The sequence below is a fragment of the Methanobacterium lacus genome (assembly GCF_000191585.1).
Lineage (GTDB): Archaea > Methanobacteriota > Methanobacteria > Methanobacteriales > Methanobacteriaceae > Methanobacterium_B > Methanobacterium_B lacus.
In genome coordinates this window covers 2088579-2106750 of sequence record NC_015216.1, presented here as the reverse complement: position 1 = coordinate 2106750, position 18172 = coordinate 2088579, and the positions used below count along the sequence as shown (strand labels likewise).

At 37.9% G+C, this 18172-nt stretch carries 19 protein-coding genes; 11 read left to right on the top strand and 8 right to left on the bottom strand.

All coding sequences use genetic code 11. The features are described 5' to 3' along the window. Positions 1–234: 234 nt before the first annotated feature. Entirely contained in the window at positions 235–1542 is a 1308-nt protein-coding gene (locus tag METBO_RS10195; RefSeq protein WP_013645633.1) for a prephenate dehydrogenase, read from the bottom strand. A gap of 771 nt (positions 1543–2313) precedes the next feature. Here METBO_RS10195 and METBO_RS12900 point away from each other — a divergent pair. Further along, on the top strand, positions 2314–3468 hold the full coding sequence (locus METBO_RS12900) for a chitobiase/beta-hexosaminidase C-terminal domain-containing protein (RefSeq protein ID WP_013645632.1): 1155 nt from the start codon (positions 2314–2316) through the stop codon (positions 3466–3468). A gap of 135 nt (positions 3469–3603) precedes the next feature. Here METBO_RS12900 and METBO_RS13770 read toward each other — a convergent pair whose 3' ends face one another. Beyond that, positions 3604–4437, bottom strand: coding sequence for a response regulator (locus METBO_RS13770; RefSeq protein ID WP_013645631.1), 834 nt, complete (start codon positions 4435–4437; stop codon positions 3604–3606). A gap of 260 nt (positions 4438–4697) precedes the next feature. On the opposite strand from METBO_RS13770, the gene METBO_RS10180 reads away from it, so the two are divergent. Both METBO_RS10180 and METBO_RS10175 read left to right on the top strand, forming a co-directional pair. Beyond that, a complete protein-coding gene (locus METBO_RS10180; protein WP_013645630.1) occupies positions 4698–5765 on the top strand; it encodes an mRNA surveillance protein pelota in 1068 nt (355 codons plus the stop codon). 70 nt (positions 5766–5835) lie between these two features. Then, on the top strand, positions 5836–6714 hold the full coding sequence (locus METBO_RS10175; protein WP_013645629.1) for a cell wall biosynthesis protein: 879 nt from the start codon (positions 5836–5838) through the stop codon (positions 6712–6714). A gap of 21 nt (positions 6715–6735) precedes the next feature. On the opposite strand, the gene METBO_RS10170 is transcribed toward METBO_RS10175, so the two are convergent. The 3 genes from METBO_RS10170 to METBO_RS10160 form a co-directional block, all read right to left on the bottom strand. Continuing rightward, positions 6736–7515, bottom strand: a complete 780-nt coding sequence (locus METBO_RS10170; protein ID WP_227717222.1) for a sulfite exporter TauE/SafE family protein — start codon at positions 7513–7515, stop codon at positions 6736–6738. 125 nt (positions 7516–7640) lie between these two features. Beyond that, positions 7641–8789 (bottom strand): ABC transporter permease, encoded by a 1149-nt coding sequence (locus METBO_RS10165; RefSeq protein WP_013645627.1) that lies wholly within the window; start codon positions 8787–8789, stop codon positions 7641–7643. Next, the gene (locus tag METBO_RS10160; RefSeq protein WP_013645626.1) at positions 8786–9520 is read right to left on the bottom strand and encodes an ABC transporter ATP-binding protein; all 735 of its coding nucleotides are present in this window, start codon (positions 9518–9520) and stop codon (positions 8786–8788) included. Before METBO_RS10160 ends, METBO_RS10165 begins: the two co-directional genes overlap by 4 nt. 334 nt (positions 9521–9854) lie before the next feature. Between METBO_RS10160 and METBO_RS10155 the strand changes: the two genes are divergently transcribed. From METBO_RS10155 to METBO_RS10145, 3 genes are all read left to right on the top strand, one after another. Then, entirely contained in the window at positions 9855–10922 is a 1068-nt protein-coding gene (locus METBO_RS10155; RefSeq protein ID WP_013645625.1) for a glycosyltransferase, read from the top strand. 132 nt (positions 10923–11054) lie between these two features. Further along, entirely contained in the window at positions 11055–11237 is a 183-nt protein-coding gene (locus tag METBO_RS10150; protein WP_013645624.1) for a hypothetical protein, read from the top strand. A 23-nt stretch (positions 11238–11260) separates the two neighbouring features. Continuing rightward, positions 11261–11458 (top strand): hypothetical protein, encoded by a 198-nt coding sequence (locus METBO_RS10145; protein ID WP_013645623.1) that lies wholly within the window; start codon positions 11261–11263, stop codon positions 11456–11458. Positions 11459–11523: 65 nt separating this feature from the next. Here the strand turns inward: METBO_RS10145 and METBO_RS10140 are convergent, their stop codons facing one another. Both METBO_RS10140 and METBO_RS10135 read right to left on the bottom strand, forming a co-directional pair. Next, a complete protein-coding gene (locus METBO_RS10140) occupies positions 11524–12147 on the bottom strand; it encodes an FmdE family protein (protein WP_013645622.1) in 624 nt (207 codons plus the stop codon). A gap of 1 nt (position 12148) precedes the next feature. Next, complete coding sequence (locus METBO_RS10135; RefSeq protein ID WP_013645621.1) at positions 12149–13447, bottom strand: FAD-dependent oxidoreductase; 1299 nt, start codon at positions 13445–13447, stop codon at positions 12149–12151. A gap of 153 nt (positions 13448–13600) precedes the next feature. On the opposite strand from METBO_RS10135, the gene METBO_RS10130 reads away from it, so the two are divergent. Beyond that, positions 13601–13849, top strand: a complete 249-nt coding sequence (locus tag METBO_RS10130) for a HypC/HybG/HupF family hydrogenase formation chaperone (protein WP_013645620.1) — start codon at positions 13601–13603, stop codon at positions 13847–13849. Positions 13850–13906: 57 nt separating this feature from the next. Here the strand turns inward: METBO_RS10130 and METBO_RS10125 are convergent, their stop codons facing one another. After that, entirely contained in the window at positions 13907–14410 is a 504-nt protein-coding gene (locus METBO_RS10125; protein ID WP_013645619.1) for a hypothetical protein, read from the bottom strand. Between the two features lie 152 nt (positions 14411–14562). Here METBO_RS10125 and trpE point away from each other — a divergent pair, with 152 nt between their 5' ends. From trpE to METBO_RS10105, 4 genes are read left to right on the top strand one after another with little or no spacing between them, the layout of a single operon-like run. Continuing rightward, entirely contained in the window at positions 14563–15948 is a 1386-nt protein-coding gene (gene trpE / locus METBO_RS10120; protein ID WP_013645618.1) for an anthranilate synthase component I, read from the top strand. A gap of 24 nt (positions 15949–15972) precedes the next feature. Then, positions 15973–16548 (top strand): anthranilate synthase component II, encoded by a 576-nt coding sequence (locus tag METBO_RS10115; RefSeq protein WP_013645617.1) that lies wholly within the window; start codon positions 15973–15975, stop codon positions 16546–16548. Next, complete coding sequence (locus METBO_RS10110; RefSeq protein WP_013645616.1) at positions 16545–17381, top strand: indole-3-glycerol phosphate synthase TrpC; 837 nt, start codon at positions 16545–16547, stop codon at positions 17379–17381. The genes METBO_RS10115 and METBO_RS10110 overlap by 4 nt, the downstream gene beginning before the upstream one ends. Next, positions 17378–18085, top strand: a complete 708-nt coding sequence (locus tag METBO_RS10105) for a phosphoribosylanthranilate isomerase (RefSeq protein ID WP_013645615.1) — start codon at positions 17378–17380, stop codon at positions 18083–18085. The genes METBO_RS10110 and METBO_RS10105 overlap by 4 nt, the downstream gene beginning before the upstream one ends. Positions 18086–18172 lie beyond the last annotated feature (87 nt).

The following is an 18172-nucleotide window of genomic DNA, read 5'->3' as shown; positions in this document are numbered from 1 at the left end:
AAATATGTTCGAAATGCTTTGTAAACGTGTAAAATAGTTTTAATCAATTTTCTTCTTTTAGTTAACTCATGTTACTATAACATTGTTTTTTCTACTATATATATGTTGTGTTTTTGTGCTAAAAAACTTGTCGATTTGTAATAAAAAAAATCTTGAAAAAGAAGGATGTAAATTGACCCAATAAACAAAAAAAAGCCGTAGAACACGGAAAAAAATGTAAAAAAAACAATTAAATCAACGTATTTGACATCCAAATCCCTTTAAAAGTTTTTCAACTTCTAAAACTGCATCATCATCAAACACTAAATACCTCAACGTGATACTGATACTGCCCTCTGGAATCTGACTGCCGCTGTAGGTATCCATGACTTCGGCATCCACAACACCCTCAAGTCCTTGGACAGTGGCCACAACAACCTCGGGATCTGCAGATTCTGGGAACACAGCGGATACATCGTAGCTCCTCAGGGGATAGTTGTTAATTTTCCAATCTTTGAGCTCTTTGTCTGTTAATATTTCCACATTTGACAGTTTGAGTTTTGTTGAACTGTTGTTTAACTTTAAAACCAGAAACTCTGGTTTTAGTTCCTCCAACATTCCCACATGAACCTTACCGGAGTAGATGTGTTTAAGCCCAACTTCCCTTCCCACAAGGTTCTTTAAAATATTAACCTCTTCTGAAAGTGCGGATATGGCCTTATCAGATCTTCCAAGTGCACTTTCAAGATCATCGATGTGTTTGGCAGCATTACTCATGGCATGTACAAATCCTTCTTCATCACCATCTGCAATCATGTTCTTAAGCTCGTTGAAGGTTTCGTTGAAGGTTTCATGGGCATCCTTGATGTACTTATTCGAGGTCTGTATAGAATAAACCAGGTAAGGGTTTTGAGCTGTTATCCTTGCAATGGTATCCAGCATCAGATTGTAGATGGGACTTGCAAACTTCCTAGACTCCTTGATGTCGATGTCAAGCCTGTCAATGGTTGCTGCAATGCTCACGTATGCGAAGTGTGTGAGTCCCTGTACAATGCTCATCATCCTGTCGTGGATCTCTGGAGTGGTGACAATTATCCTTGTATTTTCATGTTCTAAAAATTTGTAGACCTTGGTGTACCATGATCCATCCACAGATGGTGTGAGCACTACCACCTGGCCATCGAGGGATCTGATCCTGGGTCCGAACATGGGATGGGATGGAACAACCTCAACACCTTCTGCAGCGTACTGCTCCATCAAATGACTAGATTCTTCCTTGACTGAAGTCACATCCATTAGTAGAGATCCCGGTTTCATGAGTGGTGCAAGTTCCTTGATGATGTTGGGTGTTGCATGTATTGGTACGGAGATTATCACCACATCTGAAGTTTCTGCTGCCAGTGAATTGTTGTTGGTGTAACCTGTGCCAATCTTCTTTGAAACCAGTTCACCATCAGTGACGTTTCTACCGGTAATTAAGACATCAAAACCTTTTTCAGCTAAAAATTTAGCTATCCATCGGCCTAAACCTCTTGTTCCACCAATTACTGCAATTTTTACCATTTAAATCCCTTCTGAAATTCAGTTAACTTAAGGGTCATATACAGAATCCCTTTTACTCTATATGTCTATTGATGTTGGGATATAAAATATTGTTGAAAAATAACATTTTTAGCGAACTAAGCACAAAAATAAATTGAAATTTTTTGAGGTTACCGAATTCAAGTTTTTTGAAAAATAATATTTATTATAAATTGGTAGAATGAAATCGTTCATAATTTTGAGTTGGATGTGTGAGAACAAACTCGTTTGTTATCTGTACCAATCAGATGATTTCTAAGTTTAATCAAAAACACCGTATTTATGCTGGGTGGTATAGGTGTGCTGCTGGATTTAGAGGGCATTTGCAATATTTTGATTTTACTGTATCCAAATTCAGATTTTTGGATTGATCTGAAAATGTGATTCCAAATATTTTCCCGGGATTATACTGAAAAAAATTGGTCAATTTTATACAACTTCGTTATAGACGGCTTTAACGCAATAAAATTATTACTAAATATTATCATTATTAATATATTGATGAATTTGGTTTACAAACTGAACTCAGGATACCTACACTACACATTCCATGATTTAGATATTTAATAGTTTAGTTTTCATATTTAGCGTATGTTTGGGAAATGAATTTCAATAAATAATCTGCATTGGAAACAATTGGACTTTTTCACGAGAATCGTAAATCAATTTTTCATTTTTAATTTATCGATATGTATTTATATTCAGATTGAAATAAGTTAAATTTAGAAATAATAATTAACTGTGGGGGGTTAAATGACAAACATTAATAAAATACCATTAATATTTCTTTTTATAATCATATTCAGTTGTATTTCTGCTGTAAATGCTGAAAATCCACAGCAGGTACAGAATAGTCCAACAGTCACATATCCAGCTGATCCTACAATGTTGTATTCAAGCTCAGTATCTATAGCAACATCTGAAAATACGGCCCACGCGGGGGATACAGTACAAATCTTGGTAACAATAACCAATACCGGTTTAGTGAATTGGAATAATGTATCATTATACATTCCAATACCAAACGGTACTCAATTTGTATCCAATGTTGTGCTGGATAGAAATCAAAACCTTCAAAACTATAATCCACTTACTGGTGTGTGGGACCTAAATATTATAACACATATTGAGAGGGGTCAACAAAAAACCCTATGTTTAACTGTTAAAGTGCTCCCTGAAGCTGTTGGAAAAACTTTAAGCGTAATGGCCAAATTTAACCAGTTGTTGTTGGAAGGTTCCGGCATTGACATGTCCAACCAAGCTCCATCAGCAAGATCAGTGAGTCTTGTTGTTTTAAATGGTGGAAACTGCAGTGGTAATGGTTCTATGGGAAATGGCGGTGGAACTAGTTTTTCAAATCCTTGGGCCAACACATCGAGTGGAATCTACAACAAAAATCAACTGGTGAAGTTACAGGTGAATGGGAATGAAACGATCTATTACACAACCAACGGTAAAACTCCAAACAACATGAGCCAGAAATACACCAAACCAATCAGCATAAACTCTACCACTCTGCTGAAATTTATTGCAATGGATCAGTTTTCAGATAAATCCACAGTATACACTAAAAATTACATAATCGACAAGGTTCCACCTAAAGTAGTGAAATCAACACCTAAAAACAATCAAGTGGGTTTCTCGCTGAGTGCACCCCTAACACTGACATTCAACGAAAAGATCTCTAAAGCCAGCCAATACAACAACATCCAGGTTAAAAACAAAAACACAGGAAAACTTGTGACAATCAAAAAATCAGTATCTGGAAACAAGTTAACAATTAAAATGGTTCGAAGCAGGCTCAGCCTAAACAACTACCAAATATACATACCCACAGGTGCGTTTAAGGACGCAGCAGGGAACAAAAACTCCAAGTACCTATCAACGTTTAAAACAGGTAAGTATTAAACTAAATAAGAATTAAGCAGATGTTTAAATTCTTACTTTTTTTATTTTAACATTTTTTGGCTAGATCCATTTGACAGGTAAAACTAGTTTGATTTCAACTTAGTTTGAAATCTTTCGCCAAATTATTCAAAATTGTCATTTCATTTTTTTACGATTACTTATATCAAAAATTGTTGACCTGCTTATCAAAAAGTTGTGATTATCATCATAAATTGCTGTAGCACTTAAAAGAATTGTTAATGGTGATCCATCCTTTTTGATCATGTCAAATTCCAGATCGTGCACAAATCCCTGTTCTAGGAAGCCCGGATAATTCATTTCAAATTTTTCAACACCTTCATCAGTCACAAGATCCCTGAACTTCTTCTTTCCAATGATTTCATCTTTGGTGTATCCGAGCCATTTGAGTTCTGTGTTGTTAATTTTAACAAAGTAACCATCTTTATCAAGAGAATGATAACCACAGGGGGCATTGTTATAAATATCTGAAAGTTCTTTGTAGGCATTTTCAAGTTCAGCGGTCCTTTCTTGAACCCTTAACTCCAGATTATCATGTGCATCCTTGAGTTTTTCCTGACTTTCTGCCAATTTTTTATCAAGGTTGTGTTTGTAGATGGCTGTTTCGATTGATATCAGAAGCAGCTCAGAACTCACGGGTTTATTTACAAAACCATAGGGATTGGTAAATTTTATTCGTTCGAAGGTATTTGTGTCAGTGAATGCACTCATATAAACAACGGGAATATTGTAATGAGATTTTATTTCTTCAGCAGCTTCAATTCCATCCATATCTCCCTTGAGACTGATGTCCATAAGTACGAGGTCTGGTCTGAATTCTTCTGCCTTGTTGATTGCATCCTTTCCAGTGGAAGCGATTCCTAAAACATCAAATCCATAGTTTTTCAACATGTTCTTGATGTCCATGGCTGTGATTACTTCATCTTCAACAATCAAAATTTTGTCCGGCATTTATTATCACTGTTAACTAATATGTGCTTCAATTGTTTTTATATGTTATTAATTGGTAACTTGCTACGATTAAGATTATCAACATCATATTAGTGTTAGTAAACCTCTATTAAGGTTACATGGTGGATGGTTCATTTTATGAAAAGATTCGAAGCCATTTTTTTTTCACCAAAGTTTAAAATATTAACAAATTAAAAGATCAGATGAGAAGCACTGAAATCGATAGTGAATTAAACTGAAAATCATAGGGAGTGTTACATTTGCGCATAGTTTATCAAGATAAAAAGAAGGGAGTAATAGAAGTAGTTCCAGAAACACTCGATGATCTGTGGCATTTATCCCATATAATAGAGAAGGGTGATTTGGTATCATCCCTCACCAGTAGAAGGATCCAGGATTCTACAGGAGAAAGGATCAGGAGTGACAGGGGAATAAAAAAGACGTTCTTCATGGGTGTGAGGGTGGATGATATCAGTTTCCACAAGTACACAGGAAAATTAAGGGCAACAGGAACTATAGAAGTAGGTCCCGAAGATCTGGTGCCACTGGGCTCCTTCCACACCCTAGATCTCAAACTCAAAAATTCAATAAAAATCCAGAAGGAACACTGGTCCAAATGGAACCTCAAAAGACTTAAGGATTCGATAAAATCTTCAAAAAAACCAACAGCATTAATAGTTGCAATAGAAGACGATGTTGCCGATATAGGAATTATAAGACAGTACGGAGTAGACTATTACGGACCCATAATTGGCAGTGTATCAGGCAAAAGAATAGTACAGAAAAACCGTAAACAAGCCATAAACGACTTTTTCACAGAACTAGCAGAGGTCATCAAAGGATTTAAAGAAGTTAATACCGTGATACTGGCAGGGCCAGGATTTTCAAAGGGAGATTTTCATGATTTCCTCGTTCAAAAGTACGCTGAAATAGCCAAGATGACTGTACTTGAAAGCACAGGTGCAGGTGGAAGAACAGGAATAACCGAAGTTCTAAAGAAGGGTGTAATAGAAAAAATGGCCACAGAGGGAAGAATAGCCTTTGAAATCAGGAAAGTTGAAGAACTACTCTCAGAAATCGGAAAATCCTCAAAACTTGTTGCATACGGTAAAAAAGAGGTGGGTGAAGCAGTTCAAACAGGAGCAGCAGAAACCCTCCTTGTGATAGATGAAATGGTACGTGAAAGGGACATTGAAAAATTAATGGATCTAACAGAAAACATGGGTGGAAACGTCGTGATAATAAGCAGCGAACACGACGGAGGTAAACAACTCTCAGCCTTGGGAGGCATAGCAGCCACACTTAGATATCCACTCACAAGAACCTAAAAATCCAAATTAGATTAATTTAACACAAAAAAAATAGGGGAGAAAGAAAATTTTAAACGAATTAGTTGCAGTGGTTACAGTTTTTTTAGCATCCCTACTATTAACACTGGGATTTAAGGAACTCATAACCAGATTTGGAGGAAATCTTTACACAAACATAAGGGGCGGTACTCCAAGGGCAGTGGGCATAGCCCCCTTCGTAGTTCTTCTCATCTTTTTCCCAGCTCCAGGCAAATATTTAATACTCATAATAGGTTTATTTGCACTTTTAGATGATATTGTTGGGAGAAAAAAGATCAGGGGAAGCAAATTAGAATTTGGACAGCTTTCAAGAGGTATTGGTATGTTGCTGGTTATGGTTGTTGGATACTTCTACCTTGGACCAGTTTCAATACTCATAGCCCTCATGATCCAACCCCTGAACATAGCAGATATGCAGCCAGGAACAGCCTGCACAACAGTGATACTGATGGGTGCACTGGTACTCATAGGAATTTTAGCACTCGGATACCTTTACTATCCAGTACTAGTACTACTAGCAGCTTGCCTTGGATACGCACCACTGGACTTCAGGGGCAAAATAATGATGGGTGAAGTTGGAAATCACAGTTTTGCAGTGGCACTGGGTGTTTCATTCGCATTTTTAGGAGGCTTAATTGGCAACTTCACACCAGCCACAACATTCGTTGTAACCCTTGTCCTGCTCTTGCTAACAACCATGGTAATAGCCTACCTCAGACAGCACAACTTGAAACAGTTCCTCGAAAAAAATCTAAATATCAATGATCCCAGATTTGGAGATTACTTCATGGATGTTTTAACAGGGGGAGGACTTGGAGATCTAATAAGGAGAACCACACTCAAAAAAAGGAGTGTCACCATAAAAAATCCTATACTGGTGAGTTTAGGGTTTAGAAGACTTTTTTATAATCCCTACTCCTCAAAATAATCTAAAAGCCCCACCTTTTTTTTAGAATTTCAATCCACCAATAATTAGAATGATGCTTGCAAGTCCAATTGCCACCATCACCATTCTTTTAAACAGGGCCTGAGGTATTATGTTCACTATTCTTTTACCAACGTAAGAACCTAATATTCCTAAAACCACGAGTATGGGTATGTAGTAGTAGTACTGGGGTTCAAGCAGATTGTTTGTAAGATAAATTGGTAGTCTGGTTAGATCGATCAGCACTGCCAGAGCTGCAAGGGTGGCTATGTATCTGTACTTATCTAGATCGTATGATATTAAAAATGCACTTCTAATTGGTCCACCTATACCAGCTAAACCCTGTAAAAGTCCGGACAATCCACCGCCAAAGATTGTGTTGTTTCTGTTTGCAGCCACCTTAATATCAGGCTTTAAAAGAAAGGTCACAGAGTAAATAAGGAGGCAAATTCCCAATATTATTATTAAAATGTTTTGGGGAACATAAACCACCAGATATGCCCCTAGCACCGTGAGCAAGATGCTTGGAACACCAAATAGCAGTATCAATTTCTTTTCCAAACCATGGCGAAAGAAGGTTGTGGCGCCGATGTTACCAGAAAGATGGCTGACAGCTACCAGCACAAGGGCAGTCTTAAAATCTACAAAGAACAGTGCAATGGGAAGAAAAATAGTTGAGGTACCAAATCCTGCCACTGTACCCACAACAATTGACAGGAATGCAGCCACAAAAAACAGCAATGAACCATCGTACATAGATTTTAATATGAACTTTTTTCTATAAACATTTTTATCAGTGGTCAAACCAAGATTTTAAAGATTAAAAAGCCACCATAAACCTTGATACTGCTTTAAAAATAAAAATAATATATATTTTGGTTTTGAATTTTCCTCTACTATTTAAAAAAGGAAGATTATGTGTTCAATGTTTAATCCTTACGTCTTTTGAGGGATAATGTGGCAAGGATGAGAAACAGAACAGCAAATAGTATTAGTGCAAGAATATCTGGCCATATTCGGCTTAAACCCCATCCCTTAAGAAGAACTGCTCGGCATGCATCCACTGCGTAGGTTGGCGGTACTAAATATGATAACGGTCTTAACCATACAGGTATTGCTTGTATTGGCCAGAAAACTCCTGAAAGCAGAAATACTGGTAGAATGATGAATGGTACAAATTGCACGGCTTGCCCTTCGGTTTTTGCAAGGTTTGAAAGCAGTATTCCAAGTGCCTGTGAAACAACTGCAAGGAGTGCAACAACCAGAAATGCCAGAAAAACATCACCAATAACTGTGATCCTGAAAACAGCTATGGCAACCAGTAGGAGAAATGCTGCCTGCACAGTTCCGATGATTCCAAATGCAATAGCATAACCTCCCACCATCTCCGACTCTCTTATAGGGCTTGAAAGCAGTCTTTCAAGAGTTCCTGATGTTCTCTCACCAACAAATGCAAGGAGTGTGAGTAAGGTGGTTAACAAGTAAACTATGAATCCCATAACTCCCGGAACAACAAAATCTATGAACTGAGCATTTTGGCCGTAGATAGGATCAGTACTCAATTTTACAGGAGGATTTACTCCATTATTCTCCATAGTCGTGGTTACGGCATCAGCCACACTTCCAGTAATTGCAGTTTTAATATTAACAATGCTTTCATCGTCTTTAATAGTGATTTCAGTACTTGAACTTGAATTTCCTGAATTGGTTCCTGTTTGGCTTTGAATAATCTCTTGCGTGAAATTTTCAGGGAATATAATGACTGCGTATGATTTACCATCTTGAACTTCCTTAGTTGCAGCTGCATCATCTGTCATGTAAGTTATATTCATGACAGAGGTGTTTAAATTGGAAATTATATCCTTTGAAATCGAGGTGTTCTGACCACTGGGCGAAACAAAGCCATTATCATGGTTCACTATGATGGTGCTTACATCTTCAACATTTCCACTGAAGGCAAGTCCAAACACAAACATTGCAAATATTGGGGCGATTAAAATCAAGGCAATGGTACGTTTATCGTTTTTAACATCTTTAAAAACCCTTTTAGTCACTGCTAAAGTTCTTGAAAGATTCATTTTTGAACCTCCCTGGAAAACACGAGAAAAGCATCTTCAAGAGAGGTTTTACCCGTAATCTTTAGTAGTTGGGATGGTTCGTCTTCAGCTATGAGTGTCCCTGATTTCATGAATCCTATCCTATCACAGTGTCTTGCCTCGTCCATGTAGTGAGTTGTGATAAGGATTGAAACACCGTTGTTCTTTAGATCGTTGAAGTACTTCCAGAATGAAACCCTCAACTCCGGATCAACTCCAACTGTTGGCTCATCTAAAAATAGGAGTTTTGGTTCGTGAATGAGTGCGCAAACAAGTGAAACCCTGTGCTTCATTCCACCGCTCAGATTTTCAACAAGTTCATTTCTCCAGTTTTGGAGGTCAATGAATTCAAGCAAAGAATCTATCCTTTCACTTATCCTCTGTTTATCCAAGCCATATATCTCCCCAAAAAATTCCATATTCTGCTGAACACTCAATCCTTTGTAAAGAGCTGTTTCTTGAGGCATGTAACCGATTTGATGAGCTATTGAATGATTTGGAACTTTGGTTCCAAGCACGTATGCTTCTCCACTTCCATAATTGATAAGGCCACAAAGTAATCTAATGGCTGTGGTTTTACCCGCACCATTGGGTCCTAGCAGACCATAAATTTCTCCTTTTTTTATTTTAAGATTTAAATCATTTATTGCAGTGAAATCTCCAAACTTTTTAGTTAAAGAGGATGTTTGGATAACATATTCATCAGACTCCATAACGATCACCCATGTACTTTAATCATAAATATGTCTCTACCAATATTTTTGGACCAACATCAAATTTATAAACTGTTATTCTGTTTGCTACCTATTCTGGTTCAAGTTGGGAATTTTTGGATATCTTTGATTATGTTTTTAACTTCGCCCATCTTGGTACTCTAAACAATTATAAAGGATCAGATTGAAAGATATGAACCAATAAGATTCTGGAAATTAATGAAAATTGGGATGGTTTTTTTAAAATATAAAAATTTTACTAGTTTTAAAAACAGTTTAACCCCATTAATTGTTTAATTTAAATTCAAACTAACATTGTATCAAGGAGATTTATATGAAAGCGTTGTTCGTGGTTACAGGTAGAGGAATTGGAGGAGATGCTGTAACAGCACTAAATATTGCAAAGGCATTGGAGAAATATGGTTTTCAATGTGAATTTGCACTGGATCCAACTGCACCAGGTTTACTATTTAAAAAACATGGAATTGAATGGCACAAAACAAGCATTCCGCAGGCAGGTGGACATGCAGCCACCAAAAAAACCCTGGTAAATGCAGGGTTTAAAACATTGAAAGCATCAATTAAAACAGCCAGCTTATGTCGAAAAATCAAACCTGACGTGGTTGTAGGTGTAATAGGTGGCGGTGCCGTAGTAGGATGTCTGGGGGCGATGATTGCCAAAGTACCATCTGTTGGAATTTTAATAACACCTGCAGATGCCAAGGTATGTACCAAAATAACCACAACTGTTGTGCTACCGGAATCCAACCTTTTCCAGATGGATTTAAACAATGAAACAATACACAAGGCCTACTCTCCTGTGAGTCCGGATATTGTGGTGGGTGACAGGGAAAATGCACTCAAGAACCTTCCAGATAATTTTGATGAAAACCTGCCAACCATACTCCTATCCTCAGGTTCAACACTCTTCGAGAAAATGGCCAAGGCAGCTTCAATGCTTGGAGATAAAAACTTGAAAGCCAACCTCATAGTGGTGGGCCATCCACTGGAAGACGAGTACGAAAGCTACCTTGAAAACCCCAATTTAATAAATCTGGGCTACATAGACTGGATCAAGGATCTTTACAAGGTGGTGGATATTGCCGTTGTAACAGATGATGGAATGATGATACACGAAGCAATGGCATGGGGCATTCCAGTAGTTGCACTTCTAGGTGTTAAATATGGACGTTACCATAACCTGGCCGCTGTTTTTGAGGGTGCGGTACTTGAGAGCGAACTTGAAAATCTGGACACAGTGATCGATGAAGCATTTGCCAACATCACCACCATGAAACAAACTGCAAAGAACTATGGAAGGGATGTTCTCGAATCGTCGGACAAGATCGCGGGCATCATAAGCAAACGTGCAGGTGGACCATCTTCTTCAAAATCAGATTAACTAAAATATGGATATAACAAATTAATAACTAAATAAATTTACATCCTTTGACTTGGATTTATATTCTAATTATTAAGAACTATGAATTTAAGAACTATGAATTTAAGAGGTGATATTTAAGAGGTGATATTTATGAGTAGAATATTGGATTACTTGAAGGATTGGAAGAACATTGCAACACACAGTGCAGTAGGTATAGCTTTATTATATTTCCTAATAGTAGCACCACTTGAACTATGGCAACGAGTAGCAGCCCTTGGAGGAGTGATAACATTCAACATTGGGAGAATGCACTATGATAAATATATGCGTTAAAACAAGTATTTTAAGGGTGTTTAATGATGATACCTATGCTTAAGGGAATGGGAGTTGCAAAAGTAGGATCAGTGGGAAAGGCAGCATCCGTGGGAAAAATTGGATTCTTAGGAAAACTGGGATTAATCGGATTTTTCGGTCTTTTTGGACTGGGAATAATAGTTTTACTTATAATTGCCGCAGTGGTTTACTTCTTGTTCATAAAAAGAAGGAGATATTAACTCCAAATAGAGTTAAACAGTGGAATCATCCATGTAATGGATGTCTAATATAAATTTTTTTAGTTCTAATCTTTGAAACATGGTATGCATACGAGTTCGTCGTTTAATATTTCTGTTCTGTTTTCTGATACCATTTCACCGCATTTGGAACATTTAACAGATTTGAATAGCTTGGCCTTGGAAGGTGCTTCCATTTCAACATGCTCAACTTCGAACATGTTTTTGTAGGGTATTTCAAGTATTTCATTTGCAACATCCTTGACCATGTTCTTTAGATCTTCCCTTTCAAGGTCTGTGGCATTTCCAGCATGAACCTTCGCCCTTAACTGGTTAAGCTTTGGTGCTAGGAGATCCACACTGAAGGAATCTTTAAGTGCAACTCTCACACCATCGTTGGTTTGTCTGTTGTAAAATGTGTAAACCTGTTTTCCATGGTCTAAAAATATCAAATTACCCTTTCCAAATGTACAGCCTGTAACAACCTGTATTGCATCAACTGCGCAGCTGTCATTTTCAACAATGGCAACGATTTCTTCATCAGACGAGGCTGATGATTCAAGCTCATTTAAACCTGCTTCAGCAGCTTTGTATCCAATTGCCGAACCTGGACACACATGTCCATGAAACTCTGTAACTTCTTTAAATGCTTTAATGGGAATTAGATCTCCTTTATTTTCGATTCTTTTCATATTATTTTCCTTCCTTTTCGTGGCTTGCAAAAAACCTTATTAACTTGTAAACTGCATCGGTTGATGGATGTGCTTCAACAAAATTCTCGAAATCATGTACTGTATACCCATCCTTCATAAACTTGGACATGTAAGCCAACACTGTCCTGGATGAGGGGGATATGGATTTAATACTTGCGATCTCACCTGTTTCAAGATCGACACTCATTTTTGTCATTCCAGTTTCACTATCAAGCACATCCCAGTAAGCATTTGGACCACCAGATCCTGGTATGTGTCCTTCAACACCTTCCTTACCAGTATCAACATAACTTACATCATGGTGCAATGTTATTGATAAAGGTATGTAGCTGTAATCCACTTCTGATGCAATTCCACACGAATTTCTGGCTGCAACAACCCCTTCCATCCTTGCAACTGGTGTGGTTCCAATTCCACCAACAACATCACCAGCAGCATAAATATTTTCGTGGCTGGTTTCCATCCGTTTATTCACAATAATTTCTCCCCTTTTCCCTGTATCAACCAGTTCATTTACAGCTTGGGAGTTGGGTATCATTCCAACAGCAAGGAAAACTTCACCATTTAACTTACCTTCGCTGGTTGTTACACCGTCTTCATGGATCTCTTCCACATCAACGTGTTCATGTATTTCAACATCATTAAGGAGAATATCTGCGATGTATTTTTTGATATCTTCATCAACCTCTTTAAGGAAGATTCCCCTGCAAAGGATATGGACCTTTGAACCTAATCCTGAGAATATGCCTGCAATTTCCGTTGCTATTGTCCCACTACCAACAATGATTAGTTCTTCAGGTACTTCAGTGTAATTCAACATTTCTTTATAAGTTTTTGCGTATTCTTTACCCTTAGTATCTGGAATAAATGGATTTGAACCTGTTGCTATGATCAATTTGTCGTAGGGATAATCTGTTTCATTAACTGTCACGTAACCCTCTTGGATTTTGGCTGTTCCCATTACGATGTTTACCCCTGCTTTTTTTGTTTCATGGGTGAGTACTCCCCTTATTTTAGTTGTTGTATTTATTATCCCTTCTGAAACTTTTCTAAAGTTTATCTTGGGGTTTGAGTCTATTATGCCTAATTTTTCGAATTTGTGATTGGCCTGAACAGTTTTCACAACATCGTTTAGTGCACATACAACCATACATCCCTGGTTAAGACATTTTCCACCAATTTTATCTGTTTCTATTAGGGTTACATCTGCTCCGAGTTCGGAAGCTTCGATTGATGCTGTTCTTCCTGCAGATCCACCACCCACTACAACCAACTTCATAACTTCTTTCCTCCAGAATAGTTTATAAGGCAAAAAAACTATATTACAGTAACTGAAATCTTAATGTTAATATGTATAGTGCAGTGTTCTTAAAATTGTTTTGATTTGGGAACGGAACACATTAAATAAATTTTATTTGAGGAGGAGATAGATATGTGTATTGCAGCACCAGCAAGGATTGTAGATATCACAGATAACGTGGCTACAGTTGATTTTGGCGGAGTTAAACAGAGTGCCAAATTGGATTTAGTTGGAGATCTAGAAATAGGTACACATGTTCTTGTTCACTCGGGATATGCCATCGAAGTTTTATCAGAACAGGAAGCTAAAGAGTCACTCGAAGCATGGGATTTGCTTTTAGAAGCCTTAGATGAAGAAGACAAAGAAAGGAACAACAACTAAAAAATTCAATATTTTTTTACAGGCCCCAAATATATTTTTTTTAAAGCAACTTTTTTTTTAATAGATTGAAACCCTCTTAACTCCAGGAATCTTCAAAAATTCGTTGATAAGATTGCCTTTAACGGGTTTTTCTGTGATTATCGTTAATTTTGGATGTTCTTCCAGTTCAGGATCACCTGCATGAGCCTGTCTAATACTCAAACCTTCGATTGAAATTAGTTCGGTTGATCTTGCAATTATTCCCGCGTTACCTGCGTCTGCTTCAATTTCAACCACTCCAAAGCCCAAATTTTTAGCAATGTTTTTTAATAGGGTTCCTGCTGGGTGGATGTTTTGGAAGATCTCTGATAACTGTGGATCAGCCAGGATCACGTCAACTGTGGATTTAATGGTTCTTCGATCAACGTTAACAGATCTTGCCAGTGCAACATCATTTATTTCGACATCATCGAGGTATATTTTACCATTTTCTCCAACACGAAGACCTAATTCAACAATTTTTCTTGCAACAGCCATTCTGGCCGGAAATTTTTCAAATTTATGTTTGATCCTGTCCCACATACTAGTTTCACCTGTAATTATATTCTAGTTGTACAACTATATAAATTTATGTACAAATGTGTACTCTAAAGGTTTAAATAGTACTTTGATGATAGATTGTTGTATACTTTATATAATTTAAAATTTATTTAAGGTGACAATTATGAAAGGCAGTGAATGTTTTTGGCGAATACAATATAAAAATAAAGCAACCGAAGAGTATAGATCTTAATTCTGATTCTCCATTTGAACTATTTAAGAACCTCTACACGAATCATTCCAGCAGCTTCCTACTAGAATCCATGGAAAGCGACAGTGGAATGGCAAGATTTTCAGTACTGGGATTTGAACCTGCAGCCATTTTAAGGGCCAGGGAAAACGTGCTCGAGGTAGATATCGATGGACACACCGAAGAAATTGACGTGAAAAATCCATTCGACGAAATAAGAAAATTAACCCGGCCCAACAACGGTAAAAAAGGATTTTGCGGAGGACTTGTGGGATACGTATCCTACGAAGCAGCAAGACACTTCCTACCAATAGACCTTAAACCAGGTAACAAACCAGACTACGAGTTCGGACTATTTTTAGACGGAATAGTCTACGACAGAATCCGAAACACGTGCAAGTACGTTACACTGGGAGAAAACAGGTTTGAAGAGGTTGAAAAATTTTCTAAACAAGAAATTCCAACGGGTGAACTCAGCTACCAGGAAACTAACCACTACTTCACCAAGAAAGAGTTTGAGTCCATGATCCTCGATGTTAAAGAAAGGATTAAGGCTGGTGAAATTTTCCAGGACGTAATATCCAATGCAAGGGAGTACGAACTATCTGGAAACAAACTATCCTTCTACGAAAACTTAAGAAGGATCAATCCATCACCCTACATGTACCATCTGAAGCTCGGTGAAAATGAGATCATAGGATCCAGCCCAGAAATGCTGGTCAGAGTAGAAAACAGGATGATCGAATCCTTCCCAATAGCAGGAACAAGAAAACGTGGTAAAACCGATGTGGAAGATGAAAAACTCGAAATTGAACTTCTAGAAGATGAAAAGGAAAGGGCAGAGCATTTGATGCTTGTAGACCTTGCACGTAACGATGTTGGCAAGGTCAGTGAATTTGGATCTGTCACTGTACCAGAGTACATGGGTGTGAAGAAATTTTCCCATGTCCAGCACATTGTCTCCCACGTCACTGGAAAACTTAGGAAGGACAAGGATGCTGTGGATGCATTTGAAGCCATGTTCCCTGCAGGAACACTGAGTGGAGCACCTAAAATTCGTGCAATGGAAATCATCGACGAACTTGAACAGGTACCACGGGGACCCTACGCAGGGGCAGTTGGATACTTCGCACTCAATGGAAATGCAGACTTTGCAATAACCATCAGAACAATGGTGTGTCATGATAACCACGCAACTGTACAGGCAGGCGCAGGAATTGTTTACGATTCAGTTGCCCAAGAAGAATATTACGAGACAGAAAACAAGGCCGGAGCACTTTTAACAGCACTTCGATCAGGAAACAACCTGGAGAACACTCCAAAAAAATAAATCTTCTTTTTGAGGTTAGATAATATGATACTAATAATTGATAACTATGATTCATTCACCTACAACCTTTACCAACTCATTGGACAGCTAGATCCAGACATAAAAGTTGTTAAAAATGATGAACTCAACCTGGACGAGATAAGAAAACTTGAACCAGACAGCATAGTAATATCACCAGGACCTGGAAACCCTGGAAACAAGAGGGACTTCGGGGTCTGCAACGACGTTATACTGGAACTTGGCGGTGAAATACCAATACTTGGAGTTTGCCTGGGACATCAGGGCATTTTCGCTGCATTTGGCGGCGAAATTGTAAGAAACCAACCGGTGCATGGTAAACAAAGTTCCATAGTTCACGATGGAAAAGGATTGTTCAAGGGACTTGAAAACCCATTACCCGCAGCCAGATATCATTCATTATCCTGCAGTGAAAAAACCACACCTGAATGTGTTGAAGTAACTGCCAGAACAAAGGATGACATGATAATGGGAATAAAACACGTTGAAAAACCCATATACGGACTTCAATTTCATCCTGAATCAGTTGGTACAGACCATGGAATCCAGATACTCAAAAATTTCCTGGAGATTAACCAATGAAAACAAGGCCTTCCATATCCGAAATACTCATAAAGAGAAGGGAAACCTTGGAGGAACTCAAAGAAAAGGTTCCCCTCGAAACACTGTTGGACAGATTAGACTCAGATAAAGGTAACTCAAAAAATAACCAGTCTTTTAAAGATTTCAGAGGGTCCATTAATCATGATGAGGATGTGGCTGTGATATGTGAATTTAAACCAGCATCACCTTCCAAGGGACACATATCTGATTCAAAAATTCAAGATGCTCTCGAAGTTTTTAAAAAGGCAGATGCAAGTGCTGTTTCAATTTTAACTGAGGAAAACTATTTCAATGGAAGCTTGGAAAATATTAAGATAGCACAAAATATCATCGAGCTTCCAATACTAAGGAAAGACTTCTTAATGGACGAATATCAAATTTACGAGGCCAAACTCGCGGGAGCAAATGCTGTTTTGTTAATGAATGATGTTTATCCAGATATTAAAGAGGGAATATCCCTCTGCAGCGAACTTGAACTCGGCTACATAGTTGAATGCAAAAACAGGGAAGATATTGAACATTCACTTGCTGCAGATGCCGATGTCGTGGGGGTAAACAACAGAAACTTCCAGAACTTCAGTGTGGATCTTAAAACCACACAAAAACTTTCAAACAGCGTACCACCAGAAGTGGTCCTAGTATCTGAAAGTGGTGTTCAAGGTCCGGAAGATGCAAAGAAAGTAGCAGGATATGGGGCAGATGCAATACTTGTTGGATCTGCAATCATGGGAACTGCAAACACTGAAGATATGCACAGGGCAGCAAAAAATATCATAAAATCTGTTAAAGGTTTAAAGGTTGGTAGAACATGAAGATCAAAGTCTGTGGAATCACCAGATCAGAGGATCTAACCCGATGCGAAGAATCAGGTGCAGAGCTCATGGGCTTCATCAACGTTAAAAGGTCCAAGAGAAATTTGAGCCTCAAAGAAATTAAAAACCTAAGATCTGGGATGAAAAATAAGGAGAAAGCGGTCCTAGTCTTAGAACCTGCAGATATAGAAGAAGTGGTCATGAAGATGAAGAAGACAGGGGTGAGAAATGTTCAACTCCACTCCCTCACACCCAACCAGATCAACTATCTCAGGTGGATAGAAAAATATGAAAGAACACCGTTTGAAGCCCACCTTAAAATATTCAGGGCAGTGGGACTATCACCCGATTCAACAAAAATCAAAAACGGTGAAACAGTACTTACACCTGGAAAGAAAAGGGAAATAGAAGAATTTGCACGCTGCTGTGATGCACTTGTACTGGACTATCAAATGAACGGTAAAAGTGGGGGCACAGGAAAACAGATACCCATGAAAATAGCATTAGAAGCAGTTGAAACTGCAAAAAATGCAGATAATAACGTTGAAATATTTCTTGCAGGCGGAATAAACACTGCAATAATAAAGAACAGGAAGGAAGTCCTGGAAAAGGTGTTTGACTACGTCGATGTTAATTCTGGAGTTGAAGATGCTCCCGGAATAAAAAATTCTCAACAGCTTAAGGAACTCTTTGAACTGACTTAAATGGGTTTAAAATATCATTTGAAAGTTAATTTAGAAGAAATAATCTTTATTCGCAGATAAAAAGTATAATAATTATTGGAAGTGATT